Raw genomic sequence first — 15,641 nt, 5'->3', positions numbered from 1 at the left:
GGGACGTGACAACGATGACCGACACTTCCAACGCTGCTCGCTTCCGTGAGTTCAAGATGCCCGACGTGGGCGAGGGACTGACCGAGGCCGAGATCCTCAAGTGGTTCGTCCAGCCGGGCGACACCGTCACCGACGGCCAGGTCGTCTGCGAGGTCGAGACGGCGAAGGCCGCCGTCGAGCTGCCGATCCCGTTCGACGGCGTGGTGCACGAGCTGCGCTTCCCCGAGGGCACGACCGTCGACGTCGGCCAGGTGATCATCGCGGTGGACGTGGCGCCGGGTTCCGGCGACGACGCCCCCGCGGCCGCCGAGCCCGCGCCCGAGCCCGCGCCCGCCGCCGAGCCGGACGGCGAGGCGCCGAAGGGCCGTACGCCCGTCCTGGTCGGCTACGGCGTGGCCGAGTCCTCGACCAAGCGGCGCGCCCGCAAGGGCACGGAGGCGGCCCCCGCCGCCGCGTCCGCCGCGATCCAGGGCGAGATGAACGGCCACGGCCCCGCCGCCGTCCCCGAGGCCCGCCCGCTCGCCAAGCCGCCGGTCCGCAAGCTCGCCAAGGACCTGGGTATCGACCTGGCGACGGTCACCCCGACCGGCGAGGGCGGTGTCATCACCCGCGAGGACGTGCACGCGGCGGCGACGCCGACGCCCGCTCCCGCCGCGCCGGTGCAGACCGAGACCCCGGTCGCGGCCCCGGCCGCACCGGCCCCTGTGGCGTCGGGTGCGCGTGAGACCCGTATCCCCGTCAAGGGCGTACGGAAGGCCATCGCGCAGGCGATGGTGGGCAGCGCGTTCACGGCGCCGCACGTCACCGAGTTCGTGACCGTCGACGTGACGCGCACGATGAAGCTCGTGGCGGAGCTCAAGGAGGACAAGGACATGGCGGGGGTGCGGGTCAACCCGCTCCTGATCATCGCCAAGGCCCTCCTCGTCGCGATCAAGCGGAACCCCGAGGTCAACGCCGCCTGGGACGAGGCGAACCAGGAGATCGTGCAGAAGCACTACGTCAACCTGGGCATCGCCGCCGCCACCCCGCGCGGACTGATCGTGCCGAACATCAAGGACGCGCACGAGCAGACGCTGCCGCAGCTGGCCGCGTCCCTGGGCGAGCTGGTCTCCACGGCCCGCGAGGGCAAGACGTCCCCCGCCGCGATGGCGGGCGGCACGGTGACCATCACCAACGTCGGCGTCTTCGGCGTCGACACGGGCACGCCGATCCTGAACCCGGGCGAGTCCGCGATCCTCGCGGTCGGCGCGATCAAGCTCCAGCCCTGGGTCCACAAGGGCAAGGTGAAGCCGCGCCAGGTGACCACCCTCGCGCTCTCGTTCGACCACCGCCTGGTCGACGGCGAGCTCGGCTCCAAGGTCCTGGCGGACGTCGCCGCGATCCTGGAGCAGCCGAAGCGGCTGATCACCTGGGCGTAGGTGTGCGAGTTGGGCCCGCGCGGAGTTCGTGCGGGCCCATCGGCATGTCCGGGGGCCGGAGGGTGAGTTCGGCGAAGACGGTCTTTCCGACGGTGCGCGGCTCGACGCCCCAGCGGTCGGCGAGCTGGGCGACGATGAGGAGCCCGCGCCCGTAGCAGTCGTCGGCGCCCGCCACGCGCGGCCCGGGCAGCCGTTCGCCACGGGGGTCGGTGACCTCGATGCGGAGGATGGCCGCGGTGAGGGTGAGGTGGACGCGGAAGAGGCGACCCCGCATGCAGCCGTGCAGTATGGCGTTGGTCGCCAACTCGCTGACGAGAAGGGCGGCTTCGCCGGCGCGGTCCGGGTGCCCCCACTCGGTGATCAGTCGCGCGGCGCGTCGGCGGCAGAGGGTCACGCTACGGGCGGTGGGGGTGTAGTCGAGGCGGTCCTCGTGGAGTGGGAGTTCCGACTCGGGTTCTGGGGCCGGGCCTTCTTGGGCTGCGGTCATGGTGGCGTGCCTCCGTTGGTACGGGCGGTGGCGATGTCGCACCTGCGCGGGGGCAGGGCGGTGCACTTCCGCCGGCTCGTTGTCGCTCAGTGATCGACGTGCCACTGAAAGTAGCGGACCGCTGTTGTGGGCAGCAAGTGATTCGGGCAGAGAATTCTCTGCCCTAGTTGGTGTTCGATGGACCGGAGCTCCAGACTGAGGCGATTGACTGGGAGGGAGTCGGCTGTGGCAGGTAACAGCCCGGATCGCGGGCGGACGGTATCCACCGTGCTCGGACGCCGCCTTGGCGGTGAACTGCTGCGGCTGCGTGAGGCGCGCTCCCTGCGCCAGTCGCACGCTGCGGAGGCGCTGACGGCGTCAATTGCCAAGGTGGCGAAGATCGAACGGGGACTCGTCCCGATGCGGGATCCCGACGTCAGGGCCCTCTGTCACCTCTACGGCGAGACGGATGACGTGGTGGTCGGCAGACTGTTGGCCCTTGCCAAGGCCGACCGTGAACGCCGCAAGGCGAGCGGCTGGTGGAACCAGTACCCGGGGCTGCGATCGATGGTCGAGTACGTGGCGTTGGAGGACATCGCCACCGGCCTTCGTACCTGGCAACTCGCCATCGTGCCCGGCCTGCTCCAGACGCCTGACTACGCGCGGGCGCTCGCTGTGGGGAACGGTTCGTGGGACGACCCCGACGAGATCGAGCCCTTCGTCGAGTCCCGGATGGCCCGGCAGGCGCGTCTGACCGGCGACCGACCGCTGGAGCTGTGGGCTCTCGTACACGAGGGAGCGCTCCGCCAACTGGTCGGAGGGCGTGAGGTGATGAGGCAGCAGCTCGGTCACCTGCTGGACATGGCCCGGCGCCCGAACGTGAAGCTTCAGGTCATGCCGTACTTGGTGGGCGCGCACCCGGGCATGACCAGCGCCTTCACCATCGTGTCGTTCGCCGAGCCAGGAGCGCTCGATGTGGTCCACATGGATACCACCTCGACCACCCTCTGGTTGGAGAGCGATACTGATGCCGAGCGTCACGACAGGATCTTCGATCGCATGACGCGCCTTGCGCTCGCTCAGCGCAACTCGGTCGCACTGATCGACGGAATCCTCAAGGAGATGTAGACCGCGTGCCCGCGTATGTGTTCGTCAAGTCCAGCTACAGCGGAGGCAACGCCGGCCAGGAATGTGTCGAGGTAGCCCGCAACATCCCCGGCACCGTCGTCGTGCGCGACTCCAAGCAGCTCGACGGCCCCCTCATCCGGCTCGCCCCCGCCGCATGGGACGCCTTCCGGGCCGGGCTGCGCCGGGCGTGAGCCCTGTCCGGCGGACCGTGCCGGACAGGGCACCGGCCCCAAGGGCGCGCGGTGCAGCGAGCGAGGAGCCAGGGGTCGGCGGTCAGGCCGGTTCCGGTGCTGCCCAGGGCACGAGCTTCTGGGCCATGTTGTAGATCTGGACCTGCCCCGTCATCGACAGGTACATCCGGTTGCCGGGCTGGTGCGGGGTGTTGCTGGACCAGACGACACCGGTGGCGTCGTAGACGATCAGGCTGCCGTCCGGGTCCATGATGACCTTCCCCAGGCTCGTCGGGTTCTGCGGGACCTGCCACAGAAGCCTGTTGCCGTTGACGTTGTCGTACAGCGTCAGACGGCCGCCGAGCTCCTCGTAGACCAGCGCGTAGGCGCCGTTCGGGGAGTAGATCCTGTCCCGCGGGCGGAGGACGTCTCCGGGTAGCATGCCGTTGCCCTGGGCCGTCGGCTCCTCGATGTCGTAGACGTAGCCCAGCGCCGTGTGGTCCAGCACGGAGCTGATCCGTACTGACAGTTGCTCCCACGGATGCATGACGTCGGGCTGGTTCTGGCCGGGTGGGCCGCCGGAGACGGGGGCGTAGGCGTTGGGGTGCTGCTTCTGCCACACGGTCCAGATGCGGTCGACGTTGGCGTGGTGCAGGAAGAACACCGGGTCGTTGGGCGCGCTGAGCACGTCGCCCATGTTCCCGCTGACCCAGCCGTGCACCAGGTTGTGGATGCCCGGACCGATTCCGCCCTCCAGGTAGTTGCGGAAACTGGGATGGTCGGTGCTGTCCCACGGTGCCTGGTCGTACGGCACCTGCGCCAGGCAGGCTTTGACGTCGTCCTCCGTGGGGAGCTTGACGGTGTTGTTGAACCCGCCCAGCTGGCGACGCAGGTACGGCCTGTCGACGTCACGGCAGACCCACCCGTTCCCGTTGGCGTACGTGAACGGCCCGTTCAGGACCTGGTTGTCGCCCATTCTGCCGGTGCCACCCATGAAGTACTCGCTCCACAGGGTGGATCCCTCGATGCCCTGGTCGACGGTCCAGTCCCAGTACGGCAGGGTGACGCCCGAGTCGAGGGCGCGCAGTTGCAGTTCGAACTGCCGGATGAACTGCCGGTGCCACGGCAGGAAGCTGGGACCTCCGTGTCCCCAGGGCCCGAGCCGGGAGTGCTCGTCGATGTACCAGTCGTAGAAGCCCAGTCGTTTGCTCGACAGGACCGCTTGGGAGTACCGGGCTTTCTCTTGCGGCCACATCCATGCCTGGTTCCTGCGCACGCGCGGGCCATCGTTCGCGGATTGATTCACGGGCGAACACCCCTCTCGTCAGGGCTGGTCGGTGAACTCTCCTTGAGGTCTACGTTGAGTCACGCCATGCCGCTCGCCACCCGGGTTAGTCCGTTCGGATGACACGTCCGGCCCGGCGGGGGCGGGCTGGGGTGCAACCACGCGGAGGGCTGCGCGCTCCGGCGTACGCAGCGCTCCTGGTTTCGGAGGACATGGGCGAGATGTGGGCCTCGTCGAGGGCGGCGAGGGGGGTGGCTATCCCCCTTCTGATCCACCGGCCCACCGGATGTTCCCCCGGCGCCCGGTCGGCGATCGTCGATGCCCTGACGCAGATCGCGTACGGGGAGAGGAACACCTTGCGACACGGGATTTCCAAGACGGCAACCGCGCTCGTGACACTGGCCCTTGCCGGTGGGGCGATCGTCCCCGCCGCCGCGGCTCCACGGCCCGCCGTCGACGGTGTCTGGCGCGTCAACGGCTACGGCACCGTCCTGTCGATCGCGCACGGGCGACTTCAGGAGTACCAGACCACCGCGCTGGGCTGCGTCACGGGCGAGTCCGCGCAGCAGACGGCACCGGGTGTGTACAGGTCCGGCGACGGGACGCTCCTCACCGTACGGGCGTCAGGGTCGTTGCGGTTGTCCGGTTCGGCCGGGTACCGGGAACTGCGGCGGCTCGACAGGCTTCCGGCAGCCTGCGAGCAGCCCACGTCCACGGACGACCCGGTGACGGCGTTCGACGTCTTCTGGGAGTCCTTCGAGGAGAACTACCCGTTCTTCGCCGCCAAGGGCGTCGACTGGCATGCCGTACGGGACACGTACCGGCCGAAGGTGCACGCCGGCACGTCCAGGGACGAACTCTTCACCCTCTTCAGCGAGATGGTGAAGCCGCTGTACGACGCGCACGTCACCGTCTTCGACGGTGAACGGCGCTTCTCCCAGGTCCGTCCCGGTACGGCCGTGATCGGCGGCGATCTGGACACCAAGGTCAAGGACTACATCGTGCGGAGCGACCTCGGCGGCGAGCCGCTGCGGGAGTTCGCGAACGGGCGGATCAGCTACGCGGATCTGCCCGGCGGGCAGGGCTATCTACGGCTCTCCGGGTTCGCCGGCTACAGCAGCGAGGAAGGGCACGACTACGCCGCAGAACTGGCCGAGCTCGACAAGACGCTGGACACCGTGTTCACCGTCCGGCGCACGGCTTCGCTCACCGGCCTCGTCATCGACCTGCGGATCAACGGGGGCGGGTCCGACGCCCTCGGCCTGCACCTCGCCGAGCGCCTGACCGACTCCTCGTACGTGGCCTACCGCAAGCGCACCCAGTACACCCGGCCGCAGCCCGTGCCTGTGAAGCCCGCTCGCGGCGTCCCCCGCTACGGCGGCCCGGTCGCCGTACTGACGGCTGCGACGACGTTCAGCGCGGGCGAGACGTTCACCCAGGCCCTCATCGACCGGCCCGGCCGGACCGTCCGCATCGGGGAGAACACACAGGGCGTCTTCTCCGACACCCTGGACCGCACCCTGCCCAACGGCATGGCGGTCTGGCTTCCGAACGAGGAGTTCCTCAACCGCAGGGGAGGGACCTTCGACGGCGCGGGCATCCCGCCCCACATCCGTACCCCGGTCTTCACCGAGGAGGAGTTCGCGACTGACCGTGACTCGGCCTTCGACGCGGCGGTCGCGGTGCTCCGGGAGCAGAAGTCGTCGTGAGACGCCACGTCCTCATCCGGTGTGTTGGGTTACGGCTCTGTCCCAGCGGGCTGCGGCCCCGAACGGGTGCGGAGCCCGGGCGGGAAGTGCCCTCCCGGCAGGCCTGACGGGGTGTTCCGGTCCGGCGTATCCGGGGCTCAGGGGTGCTTCGGCAGTCGGTGCGTGTAACAGGCATGTCCTAGCCGGTGGTTCGTCGGAACGGTGCGGCGGGCCTGCCGGTCATGGTGATCAGTAACGCTCGCTCGTACCGGACCCGTACGGAGCGGCCGGTCCTGTTCCACCGATGCTGAGGACGAAACCATGCGCGCTCGCAAGCTCACCTTCGCAGCCCTGGTCGTTGCCGCGGGCCTCTCGCTCACGGCCTGCCAGAGCGACGACGACGCCGTGGGGCAGGCCGACCCGTCGTCCGGGTCGTCCGCCTCCGCCACGTCCTCCTCCGGCGGTGGCTCGGACGCGAACGGTTCGGACCAGGGCGGTGGCAAGGAGTCCGCCGCTCCGGACTCCGCCGGGTCGGCCTCCGGCGGCTCGGCCTCCGGCGGAAGCGGGTCCGGCTCCGATGCCAAGGGTGGCAAGTGCACCACCGACGGGCTGAAGATCACGGCACAGGACACCTTCATCGAGGGCGACCCCGATGGCAACATCGCGGTGGGGCTGACGAACACCAGCGGCGCCGACTGCGTGATCTCCGGGTTCGCGGGTGTCGACCTGAAGACCAACGCGGGGGACATCTCCGCCACGCGCAAGGGCGAGCCCGGTGACCCGTACGTCCTCAAGAACGGCAAGGAGATCGACTTCTACGTCAGCTACCCGCTCAATGAATCGGGTGGCTCCGGCGTCCGCATCACGGGGCTCGTGGTGACCCCGCCGAACGAGACGAAGTCGGTCACCCTCGACTGGCCGGGCAAGGACTCGCTGCCCGTCACGGACGGTTCCGGCTCCTCGGTGCTGGTGGGCCCGATCGGGAGCGCCGGGCAGGGCGGCTGATCCGGCGGGTTCGGCACGGTCGGGAGGCCGTCCCCAGGTCGCTCCGCAGGGGTAACCCCCGGGTCTGCCTTGACGGCAGCGCCTCCCGGAGACGGGGGCAGGCAGGATGGGCCGGCCGTCTCTTCCCTGGTGGGATGGGCGCGACCCTCTGATCCGGGCACTGAAGGGCCGCGGGCCGAGGGCAGAAACGGGGCCCCTCATGCAGGTCTTACGAACGCGCCGGCGACGACTGCTCGTCCTGACCGGCCTGGCCGCTCTCCTCCTCGCCGCATCGGGCGGTCTGACGGCTGAGGCCACCACGCGGCTCACCGATCCGCTCCAACGGCAGGTGGACGCGATCCGCGACACCGGCGTCGTGGGGGTGGCCGCCGAGGTGACGTCACCGGGCACACGGGCCGCCGCGCGCGCCGGGGTCGCCGAGAGGGGCACCCGGAAGCCGATGCCTCGGGACGGACGGTTCCGGATCGGCAGTGCCACCAAGACGTTCACCGCCACGGTCGTGCTGCAACTCGTCGGCGAGGGGCGCATGTCCCTGGAGGACACCGTCGAGCGGTGGTTGCCAGGGGTCGTGGGAGCCGGCGAACTCATCACCGTGCGTCAACTGCTGCAGCACACCAGCGGAATACCCGAAGTCCTGCCGCAGATCGCCTCATTGAACAGCGCAGACGGGTATCGGGCCGAGCGATTCCGTACGTACGCCCCGGAGGAGCTGGCGGGCCTGGCGATGCGGCGCTCGGAGGATGTGCCGGCCGAAGCCGCGTGGTCGTACTCCAACACCAACTACATCCTCGCCGCGATGATCATCCGCGAGGTGACCGGCCGGAGTTGGGGCCGGGAGGTGGAGAACCGGATCATTCGGCCGCTGGGCCTGAGCGGTACCAGCACGCCCGGCGCCTCGCCGTTCATCCCCGGCCCCCACGCCCGGTCCTACACCGCCTTCGGAGCAGGCACAGGCGCCGCCATCGACGTCACGGCGCTCAACGCGAGCATGGCGGTCGGATCCGGCGCGGTCATCAGCACCACGCGCGACCTGAGCCGGTTCTACACCGCGTTGCTCGGCGGACGCCTGCTGGAACCGGCGGAGCTGGACGAGATGACGGCCACCGTGCCCGCGCCCGAACTGGGCGTGCGGTACGGACTCGGGCTGGGCGAGATCCCGTTGACCTGCGGCGGCTCGTACTTCGGTCACCCGGGCGAACTGCTCGGGTATCGCACCTGGGCCGGCGTCACCCGCGACGGGTCGAGGACTGCCGTGGTGTACGCCACGAGTGACGGCGGCCCGGACACGCAGCAAGCGATGAGGGCCCTCGTGGACCACGAACTGTGCGGGGCCTCCGCGCGGCAGAGGTCCCGGACAGGACCTAGGGCGTGTTTCGAAAGCCCCGGCTGTCCGGCGACGCCTGGCACTTCCCCGAGCTCTCGGCTTCGCTCGAGCAGGGGAGGCCCCATTGCTCGCCGCGTTGTCGGGATCACCCCGATACGCCCAGTATCGGGGCGACCCTCCGCCTTTGCGATCGTACGCACCGGACGCCGCCGGACCCGCCCTCCGGGCGGACGGCGCTCCTTTCGAAACGCGCCCTAGGGGGCGGTGACGCCCCACGCCGCCTCGATCATCTCGAAGATCTCGTCCACCGCGGCCTGCGGATCGGGCTCCTCGCGGGCCAGTGTGTAGGCGTCGATCACGAACCTCGCGACCGTCCGGCAGGCCGTCGTGGTCCGTGCCAGGCCGGGATCGGCGGCGATGGCCGCCGCCAGCGTCTCCGCATGGCGCAGCCTCATCGATTCCTCGTACTCCCGCAGAGCGGGGGACCCGTCGATCATGTGCCAGAGGCGGGCGTTGCCGTCTGCCGTGCAGTGGCGCACCAGGGCGTGGATCTCGTGGCGCAGTGCGGGCAGGAGCGGCTCGTTCGGCGCCCGGCCGGTGACCGCGCGCGTGAGGCGCAGCTCGAAGTCCGTGTCCTGCTCGAACACCAGGGCCTCTTTGGAGGCGAAGTGGGAGAAGAGCGTGGTGACGGCGACATCCGCCTCGGCGGCCACGTCACGGATGCCCACCGCGTCGTACCCGCGTTCCAGGAAGAGCCGCAGGGCGGTGTCGGCGATCTTCTGGCGGGTCGCGGCCTTCTTGCGCTCGCGGCGTCCGGACTCAACGGTCATGCGGTCACGCTAGCAGGTAGGAAATCCTGACCGTTTCAAAAAGCTAACGGTTAGTGTTACGTTCCCTCGCATGAGAAAAGTGAACTTCGCCGAGTTCGGCGGTCCGGACGTCCTTCGACTCATCGATGCCGAGGAGCCCCATGCGGGCCCCGGCCGCATACGCGTCGCCGTGCGGGCGGCGGGCGTGAACCCGGTCGACTGGCGGGTCCGTGAGGGCCAGGTCCTCGGCGCGCATCCGATCGAATTGCCCGCCGGAGTCGGGCAGGACGCCGCCGGGGTCGTGGACGAGGTCGGCGAGGGCGTCGACGGGGTCGAGATCGGCGACCACGTGTTCGGCGAAGGCTCCAGTACGTACGCCGAGTTCGCCGTGCTGTCGGCCTGGGCCCGGATGCCCGAGGGGCTGACGTTCGAAGAGGCGGCCGGGTACCCCTCCGTGGTGGAGACCGCGCTGCGCGTCATCGATCAGGTCGGCGTGCGGCCCGGGGAGACGTTGCTGGTCAGCGGAGCGTCCGGGGGAGTCGGATCGGCGGTGCTGCAGATCGCCCGCGACCGCGGCATCGCGGTGATCGGCACGGGCGGTGCCTCGAACCAGGACTATCTGCGCGGCCTGGGCGCCCTCGCCACCACGTACGGCGCGGGCTGGGTCGAGCGGGTGCGGCGGCTCGGCCGCGTCGACGCCGCGCTCGATCTGGCCGGCTCGGGTGTGATCCGTGAGCTGGTCGAGCTGACGGGGGATCCGCGCAGGGTCGTCTCCATCGCCGACCTGGGTGCGCCGGAGTTCGGCGTCCGGTTCTCCGGCGTGGCCGGGAGCGTGCCGGAAGCGCTCGCTGAGGCCGCCCGCCTCATCGCGCGGGGGAAGCTCCACATCCCGGTCGAGAAGGCGTACCCGCTCGCCGAGGCCGCGGCGGCGCACGTCGACAGCCAGGCCGGCCACACGCGCGGGCGCCGGGTGGTGGTCATCTGACCGGCTCCGTACGCACCACCGCTGCGGGACTCGCGTGAGCGCGGGTCCGGTACGCGAAGATGCCCGGCGTAAGCGGTGAACGCACGCCGGGCACCTCGGGCACCTTGGTCAGCCGCGGCTGAGATACCTCTTGAAGCCGTAGTCCATGATCTTCTTCGCGTCCGCCGTGCGGGTCGCCTCCGAGGTGGAGGTCAGGACCGCGCCGATGACGGTCTTGCCGTTGCGCGTCGCCGCGAAGACCAGGCAGTACTTGGCCGTAGCGCCGGAGCCGGTCTTCACACCGATCGCGCCGCTGTAGGTGCCCAGCAGCTTGTTGGTGTTGGTCCACGCCATGTAGCGGGAGCCACCGGTCTTCGTGGTGACCTTCTGCTTCGTCGACTTCGTCTTCACGACCGTGCGGAACGTGGAGTACTTCATCGCGCTGCTCGCGAGCTTCGTCAGGTCGCGCGGGGTCGAGTAGTTGGACCCGTTGCTTATGCCGTCGAACGAGTCGAAGTGCGTGTTCTTCAGGCCGAGGCCCTTGGCCGTGCTGTTCATCTTGCCGATGAACGACTTCACCCGGGCCGCGCGCGTGGAGCCGGAGCCGAACTTGTCGGCGAGGGCGTACGCGGCGTCGCAGCCGGACGGCAGCATCAGCCCGTACAGCAGCTGGCGGACCGTCACCTTGTCGCCCACGATGAGGCGGGCCGAGGAGGCCCCCTTGGAGACGATGTAGTCGCTGTACGCCTTCTGGATCGTGACCTTGGAGTTCAGGTTGAGGCCCTTCTGGGCCAGCACCACCCGGGCGGTCATGATCTTCGTGGTGGAGCCGGTGGAGCGACGGGTGTCCGCGGCCTTGGTGAACACGGTCCTCCCGGTGCCGTTGTCCATCAGGAAGCCGCCCTTGGCGACGATCGTCGGAGCCGGCGGTGCGGCGGCCTGTGCCGAGGACGCGAACGCGCCGCCGACGAGGACGGCACCTGCGGTGAGGGCCACCGTGGCAGTGGCTGAAACGCGCCTTATGCGCTGAATGCCGAGTTTCAAGTTGAACTCTCCAAATGCCCCTGGAATGCGGCTGCATGGGGGTGCCGCGCGTTGGTGAGACCTACGGGGCCGGTGAATGGTTGCGGCGCTCGAGGGGTGATTTCGTACGACATCCGGCGGCATGGATTCCGGATGTCGCGCATGGGCGGTGCGGGCGAGGGGTGCGCGGGGGGCGTGCCCGGATATCGGGTGTGCGCGGTGGGCGCGCAGCGCGCGGGTGACGCGTCCGCATCGTGGGATCGGTTCACTCTTGCGTGCATGTTGTATCTATGCTGTGTGCATGCCTGCCCCAGCCTCGTCCCCCGTCCGCCCGCCCGTGAAGCGGCCACCCGCTGCCGAGCGCGTCTACACCTACGTCAAGGGCGCGGTCCTCGACCGCCGTTACGAGGGCGGGACCCTCCTGACCGAGGGGGACCTCGCCGAGGCCGTGGGCGTTTCGCGTACGCCCGTGAGGGAGGCGCTGCTGCGGCTGGAGGTCGAGGGGCTGATCAAGCTCTATCCGAAGAAGGGCGCGCTCGTGCTCGCCGTCTCCGCGCAGGAGATCGCGGACGTCGTGGAGACGCGGCTGCTCGTCGAGGAGTTCGCCGCCCGCAAGGCCGTGCCCGCCTCCCCGCAGCTGATCGGCCGTCTGGAGGTGATCCTGGAGGAGCAGCGGCAGCTGTCCGAGGCCGGTGACCTGGCCGCCGTGTCCGTGAAGGACCGCTGCTTCCACGCGGAGATCGTCCGCCACGCGGGCAACGAGATCCTGTCCCGCCTCTACGACCAGCTGCGCGACCGCCAGCTGCGGATGGGCGTCGCCGTCATGGAGGCCCACCCCGGCAGGATCGCCGCCAACATCGCCGAGCACGGCGAGCTGCTGGAGGCGATCAGAGCCGGTGACGCGGACGGTGCCGCGCAGGTCGTGCGCCGTCATGTCAGCCGGGTCAAGGTGCTGGTCAGGGGTGAGGACCGGTGAGTTCGGGCGCCGCCCCCACCCTGTCCCTGCCCGGTGACCCGCCCGGCGGCCGGCGTGCCGCCCGGGTCTGGGGCATCGGCGTCGCCGTCTACTTCGTCGCGATCATCTTCCGCACCAGCCTCGGTGTCGCCGGGCTCGACGCGGCCGACCGCTTCGACGTCAACGCCTCCGCCCTCTCCACCTTCTCCATCCTCCAGCTGCTCGTCTACGCGGGCATGCAGATACCCGTCGGCCTGATGGTCGACCGGCTGGGCACCAAGAAGGTGCTCGCCCTCGGAGCCGTCCTGTTCACCCTGGGGCAGCTCGGTTTCGCGCTCTCCCCCTCGTACGGCACCGCGCTGGCCTCCCGCGCCCTGCTGGGCTGCGGCGACGCGATGACGTTCATCAGTGTGCTGCGGCTGGGGGCGCGCTGGTTCCCGGCCCGCCGCGGTCCGCTGATCGGACAGGTCGCGGCCCTCTTCGGCATGGCGGGCAACCTCGTCTCGACGCTGGTCATCGCCCGGTCCCTGCACGGCTTCGGCTGGACCACCACCTTCGTCGGCAGCTCGCTGGCCGGAGTCGTGGTGCTGGTGCTGCTCCTGCTCTTCCTCAAGGACCACCCCGAGGGCTTCGAGCCGCCGCCCGCGGAGCACGCCGGTGCCACGTACGTACGCAAGCAGATCGCCGCGGCCTGGCGGGAGCCCGGCACCCGGCTCGGGATGTGGGTGCACTTCACGACGCAGTTCCCGGCCATGGTGTTCCTGCTGCTGTGGGGCATGCCGTTCCTGGTGGAGGACCAGGGGCTGAGCCGGGGGACCGCGGGGGAGCTGCTCACCCTGGTGGTGCTCTCCAACATGGGCGTCGGCCTCGTCTACGGGCAGGTCATCGCCCGCCGGCACACGGCCCGGATTCCGCTCGCGCTGGGGACCGTCGGCATGACGGCCCTGCTGTGGGCCTCGGCGATCCTCCACCCCGGGGACCACGCCCCGATGTGGCTGCTGATCACGCTGTGCGTGGTGCTCGGCGCCTGCGGGCCCGCCTCGATGATCGGCTTCGACTTCGCCCGCCCGGCCAACCCCCCGGAGCGCCAGGGGACCGCTTCGGGCATCGTCAACATGGGCGGCTTCGTCGCCTCCATGACCACGCTGTTCGCCGTCGGCGTGCTGCTCGACGCGACCGGCGACAACTACCGCGTCGCGTTCGCCTCGGTCTTCGTCCTGGAGGCGCTCGGCGTCGCGCAGATCCTGCGGCTGCGGCTGAGGGCGGCGCACCGGGAGCGGGAGCATCACGTGATCAGCCGCGTAGAGGCCGTGCACGTGCCCGCGTGACCGCGTCGGCGGCGCGCCCGTCCCCCTGGACGGGGCGGGCGCCGCCGGACGCGGACGTGCGTACTACGGGGTGACGGCGAAGTTCTGCAGGATGGCGGCGGCCAGGTCCTGGTCGCCCTCGGACTTGATCCGGTCCGCCACCGCGCTCGCCCGCACCCGCCCGCAGGCGAGGCGGACGTACGTCTCCCAGTCCATCGCCAGCGTCACCGCGGGACCGAGCGACGGCGCGCCGTCCACCGAACCGCGGCCCTCCGCGTCGACCCTGACCGTGCGCAGGAACTCCACCGGACCGTGCACATCGAGCACGACCGCCGAGTTGGGCGGCGCGCCCGCCTCCTTGGCCACGACCTTCGGCAGCGCCAGGAGCAGCGTGTCCCGGACGATCGCGGAGCCGGGGGAATCCAGGTTGCCGGGCTTGCCCAGCGTCGTACGCAGGTCCTGCTCATGCACCCAGACGTCGAAGGCGCGCATGCGCAGCGCCAGTTCGAGGGTCTGCTCGGCTCCGAGGGGGGCCCGCGTCATGGTCTCCGGGTCACGCGTCTCGTTGCGCAGCTGACGGGACCGGCGGATGATCGTGTACTCCAGCTCGGAGGTCATCTCCGGCGCGGTGTGGTGGCGCCGGACGTCGACCTGCATCTCCATGTAGCGGGCGAAGTCGCTCTGCACGTGGAAGAGGTCGCGCGGCAGTGTGTGGATGGGGCGCGGGTCGCCGAGCTGCTCGCACTCCATGCCGATGATGTGCGAAACGATGTCGCGCACCGACCAGTTGGGGCATGGCGTGCGGCCGTTCCACTCCCCCTCGGTGAGCGGGCTCACCAGCTCGGCTATCGACTCGATGGAGTGGGTCCAGGCGTCGGCGTAGGTCTGGAGGCTGGGATGGACGGTCACGGGACCCCTCGTGCGGTTCTGCGGTGCATGGGCTGGAGAGCTGGGCGCGGACGGCGGGCTGCGAGCTGCGATGAGGTTCGGTCGTTTGGACCGACCGGCAATCAGGGGGCGGCGTCGCGGTGCTGGGTGCGCACATCTGCGGCGTTGTCGTCAATCACCATGGCTCCGCCATGCCTCAATCCTCCGCCTTGCAGCTGCACGCACCCAGCGCCGCTCCTTCTTCCGCCCCCCGATTGCCGGTCGGTCCAAGTTACGCTGCGAGCAGGCACCCCGGCAGTGCTTTCGTGTGACGATCGTAGGCCCGTGTTGACGGCTCATATGCCAGGACGGTGGTAGTGTGCGCGCCTCTCTCATCCAGATCGCAGTAGAACCGGACGAATCCATCAATTCCCGCAGGGAGCGCGCGGCTTCGCTGATCGCGGCCCAACGGGGCGCGGATCTGGTCGTCCTGCCCGAGCTCTGGCCGGTCGGAGCCTTCGCCTACACGGAATTCGAGGCCGAGGCCGAACCGCTGCACGGCCCCACGCACGAGGTGATGGCCAAGGCCGCCGCCGACGCCGGGGTCTGGCTGCACGCGGGGTCCTTCGTCGAGCGGGCCGACGACGGCACGCTCTACAACACCACGCTCGTCTTCACGCCCGAGGGCGAGCGGGCCGCCGCCTACCGCAAGATCCACCGCTTCGGCTTCGACAAGGGCGAGGCGGTCATGATGGGCGCCGGTGAGGAGCTGGTGACGCTTGCCCTGCCGCAGACCACGCTCGGCCTCGCCACCTGCTACGACCTGCGCTTCCCGGAGATGTTCCGCGGACTCGTCGACGCGGGCGCCGAGACCCTCGTCGTCGCGGCTGGCTGGCCGGAGCGCCGCCGCGCCCACTGGACGCTGCTGGCCCAGGCGCGGGCCGTGGAGAACCAGGCCTTCGTCCTGGCCGTCGGCTCCGCCGGAACCCACGCCGGGATCCAGCAGGCGGGGCACAGCATCGTCGTCGACCCATGGGGCCAGGTGCTCGCCGAGGCGGGTGCGGACGAGGAGGTGCTGACCGTGGAGTTCGATCCCGCCGAGGTCGCCACCACCCGTGAGCAGTTCCCCGCGCTCAAGGACCGCCGGCTGGGGCTGCCCGTGCCGCCGAGGGGTCCGGCCTGACCCACGGGGGTGGCCCGAGTGCAGGGGCCGTCGCCCCGCCGTAGGCGTG

The 15,641-nt window shown here is 70.2% G+C and carries 14 protein-coding genes and 1 pseudogene; 10 read left to right on the top strand and 5 right to left on the bottom strand.

All coding sequences use genetic code 11. The features are described 5' to 3' along the window. The first annotated feature begins 5 nt into the window (after positions 1-5). Positions 6-1,418, top strand: coding sequence for a dihydrolipoamide acetyltransferase family protein (locus ACFYPA_RS15185; RefSeq protein ID WP_389132076.1), 1,413 nt, complete (start codon positions 6-8; stop codon positions 1,416-1,418). Here the strand turns inward: ACFYPA_RS15185 and ACFYPA_RS15180 are convergent. After that, positions 1,405-1,905 (bottom strand): ATP-binding protein, encoded by a 501-nt coding sequence (locus ACFYPA_RS15180; RefSeq protein WP_389132074.1) that lies wholly within the window; start codon positions 1,903-1,905, stop codon positions 1,405-1,407. The genes ACFYPA_RS15185 and ACFYPA_RS15180 overlap by 14 nt on opposite strands. Positions 1,906-2,130: 225 nt before the next feature. Here ACFYPA_RS15180 and ACFYPA_RS15175 point away from each other — a divergent pair, with 225 nt between their 5' ends. Both ACFYPA_RS15175 and ACFYPA_RS15170 read left to right on the top strand, forming a co-directional pair. Then, entirely contained in the window at positions 2,131-3,012 is an 882-nt protein-coding gene (locus tag ACFYPA_RS15175; RefSeq protein ID WP_389132071.1) for a helix-turn-helix domain-containing protein, read from the top strand. A 5-nt stretch (positions 3,013-3,017) separates the two neighbouring features. Next, a complete protein-coding gene (locus ACFYPA_RS15170) occupies positions 3,018-3,203 on the top strand; it encodes a DUF397 domain-containing protein (protein ID WP_359082518.1) in 186 nt (61 codons plus the stop codon). An 82-nt stretch (positions 3,204-3,285) separates the two neighbouring features. Here ACFYPA_RS15170 and ACFYPA_RS15165 read toward each other — a convergent pair whose 3' ends face one another. Then, positions 3,286-4,437 carry a tyrosinase family protein gene (locus ACFYPA_RS15165; RefSeq protein WP_389132068.1) on the bottom strand — a complete coding sequence of 384 codons (1,152 nt, stop codon included), beginning with the start codon at positions 4,435-4,437 and terminating at the stop codon, positions 3,286-3,288. Positions 4,438-4,835: 398 nt separating this feature from the next. On the opposite strand from ACFYPA_RS15165, the gene ACFYPA_RS15160 reads away from it, so the two are divergent. The 3 genes and pseudogenes from ACFYPA_RS15160 to ACFYPA_RS15150 all read left to right on the top strand — a co-directional run. Then, complete coding sequence (locus ACFYPA_RS15160; protein ID WP_389132149.1) at positions 4,836-6,176, top strand: S41 family peptidase; 1,341 nt, start codon at positions 4,836-4,838, stop codon at positions 6,174-6,176. Between the two features lie 300 nt (positions 6,177-6,476). Further along, positions 6,477-7,160: a DUF4232 domain-containing protein gene (locus ACFYPA_RS15155; RefSeq protein WP_389132065.1), complete on the top strand. Its 684-nt coding sequence runs from the start codon at positions 6,477-6,479 to the stop codon at positions 7,158-7,160. Between the two features lie 199 nt (positions 7,161-7,359). Then, positions 7,360-8,487 (top strand): annotated as a pseudogene (locus ACFYPA_RS15150) (serine hydrolase domain-containing protein); the annotation flags it as partial. A 251-nt stretch (positions 8,488-8,738) separates the two neighbouring features. On the opposite strand, the gene ACFYPA_RS15145 reads toward ACFYPA_RS15150, so the two are convergent. Further along, positions 8,739-9,314, bottom strand: coding sequence for a helix-turn-helix domain-containing protein (locus tag ACFYPA_RS15145; protein ID WP_359312809.1), 576 nt, complete (start codon positions 9,312-9,314; stop codon positions 8,739-8,741). 70 nt (positions 9,315-9,384) lie between these two features. Between ACFYPA_RS15145 and ACFYPA_RS15140 the strand changes: the two genes are divergently transcribed. Beyond that, positions 9,385-10,278 carry an NADP-dependent oxidoreductase gene (locus ACFYPA_RS15140; protein WP_359081062.1) on the top strand — a complete coding sequence of 298 codons (894 nt, stop codon included), beginning with the start codon at positions 9,385-9,387 and terminating at the stop codon, positions 10,276-10,278. 108 nt (positions 10,279-10,386) lie between these two features. Here the strand turns inward: ACFYPA_RS15140 and ACFYPA_RS15135 are convergent, their stop codons facing one another. Further along, the gene (locus ACFYPA_RS15135) at positions 10,387-11,301 is read right to left on the bottom strand and encodes a D-alanyl-D-alanine carboxypeptidase family protein (RefSeq protein WP_389132062.1); all 915 of its coding nucleotides are present in this window, start codon (positions 11,299-11,301) and stop codon (positions 10,387-10,389) included. A 280-nt stretch (positions 11,302-11,581) separates the two neighbouring features. Between ACFYPA_RS15135 and ACFYPA_RS15130 the strand changes: the two genes are divergently transcribed. Together ACFYPA_RS15130 and ACFYPA_RS15125 are read left to right on the top strand one after the other, a co-directional pair. Continuing rightward, a complete protein-coding gene (locus ACFYPA_RS15130) occupies positions 11,582-12,256 on the top strand; it encodes a GntR family transcriptional regulator (protein WP_359312802.1) in 675 nt (224 codons plus the stop codon). Then, the gene (locus tag ACFYPA_RS15125) at positions 12,253-13,563 is read left to right on the top strand and encodes an MFS transporter (RefSeq protein WP_359348745.1); all 1,311 of its coding nucleotides are present in this window, start codon (positions 12,253-12,255) and stop codon (positions 13,561-13,563) included. The genes ACFYPA_RS15130 and ACFYPA_RS15125 overlap by 4 nt, the downstream gene beginning before the upstream one ends. Before the next feature lie 63 nt (positions 13,564-13,626). Here the strand turns inward: ACFYPA_RS15125 and ACFYPA_RS15120 are convergent, their stop codons facing one another. Continuing rightward, entirely contained in the window at positions 13,627-14,451 is an 825-nt protein-coding gene (locus ACFYPA_RS15120) for a maleylpyruvate isomerase family mycothiol-dependent enzyme (RefSeq protein ID WP_359348749.1), read from the bottom strand. Positions 14,452-14,788: 337 nt separating this feature from the next. Here ACFYPA_RS15120 and ACFYPA_RS15115 point away from each other — a divergent pair, with 337 nt between their 5' ends. Beyond that, on the top strand, positions 14,789-15,592 hold the full coding sequence (locus tag ACFYPA_RS15115; RefSeq protein WP_359312800.1) for a carbon-nitrogen family hydrolase: 804 nt from the start codon (positions 14,789-14,791) through the stop codon (positions 15,590-15,592). The last annotated feature ends 49 nt before the right edge of the window (positions 15,593-15,641 follow it).

The sequence above is a fragment of the Streptomyces sp. NPDC005775 genome (genome assembly GCF_042871565.1).
Classification (GTDB): domain Bacteria; phylum Actinomycetota; class Actinomycetes; order Streptomycetales; family Streptomycetaceae; genus Streptomyces.
This window is presented reverse-complemented; position numbering and strand designations above follow the sequence as displayed.

Coding starts and splice junctions, on each gene's coding strand:
- ACFYPA_RS15130 (WP_359312802.1), top strand. CDS start 11,582: ATGCCTGCCCCAGCCTCGTCCCCCGTCCGCCCGCCCGTGAAGCGGCCA.
- ACFYPA_RS15145 (WP_359312809.1), bottom strand. CDS start 9,314: ATGACCGTTGAGTCCGGACGCCGCGAGCGCAAGAAGGCCGCGACCCGC.
- ACFYPA_RS15180 (WP_389132074.1), bottom strand. CDS start 1,905: ATGACCGCAGCCCAAGAAGGCCCGGCCCCAGAACCCGAGTCGGAACTC.
- ACFYPA_RS15155 (WP_389132065.1), top strand. CDS start 6,477: ATGCGCGCTCGCAAGCTCACCTTCGCAGCCCTGGTCGTTGCCGCGGGC.
- ACFYPA_RS15140 (WP_359081062.1), top strand. CDS start 9,385: ATGAGAAAAGTGAACTTCGCCGAGTTCGGCGGTCCGGACGTCCTTCGA.
- ACFYPA_RS15165 (WP_389132068.1), bottom strand. CDS start 4,437: ATGTGGCCGCAAGAGAAAGCCCGGTACTCCCAAGCGGTCCTGTCGAGC.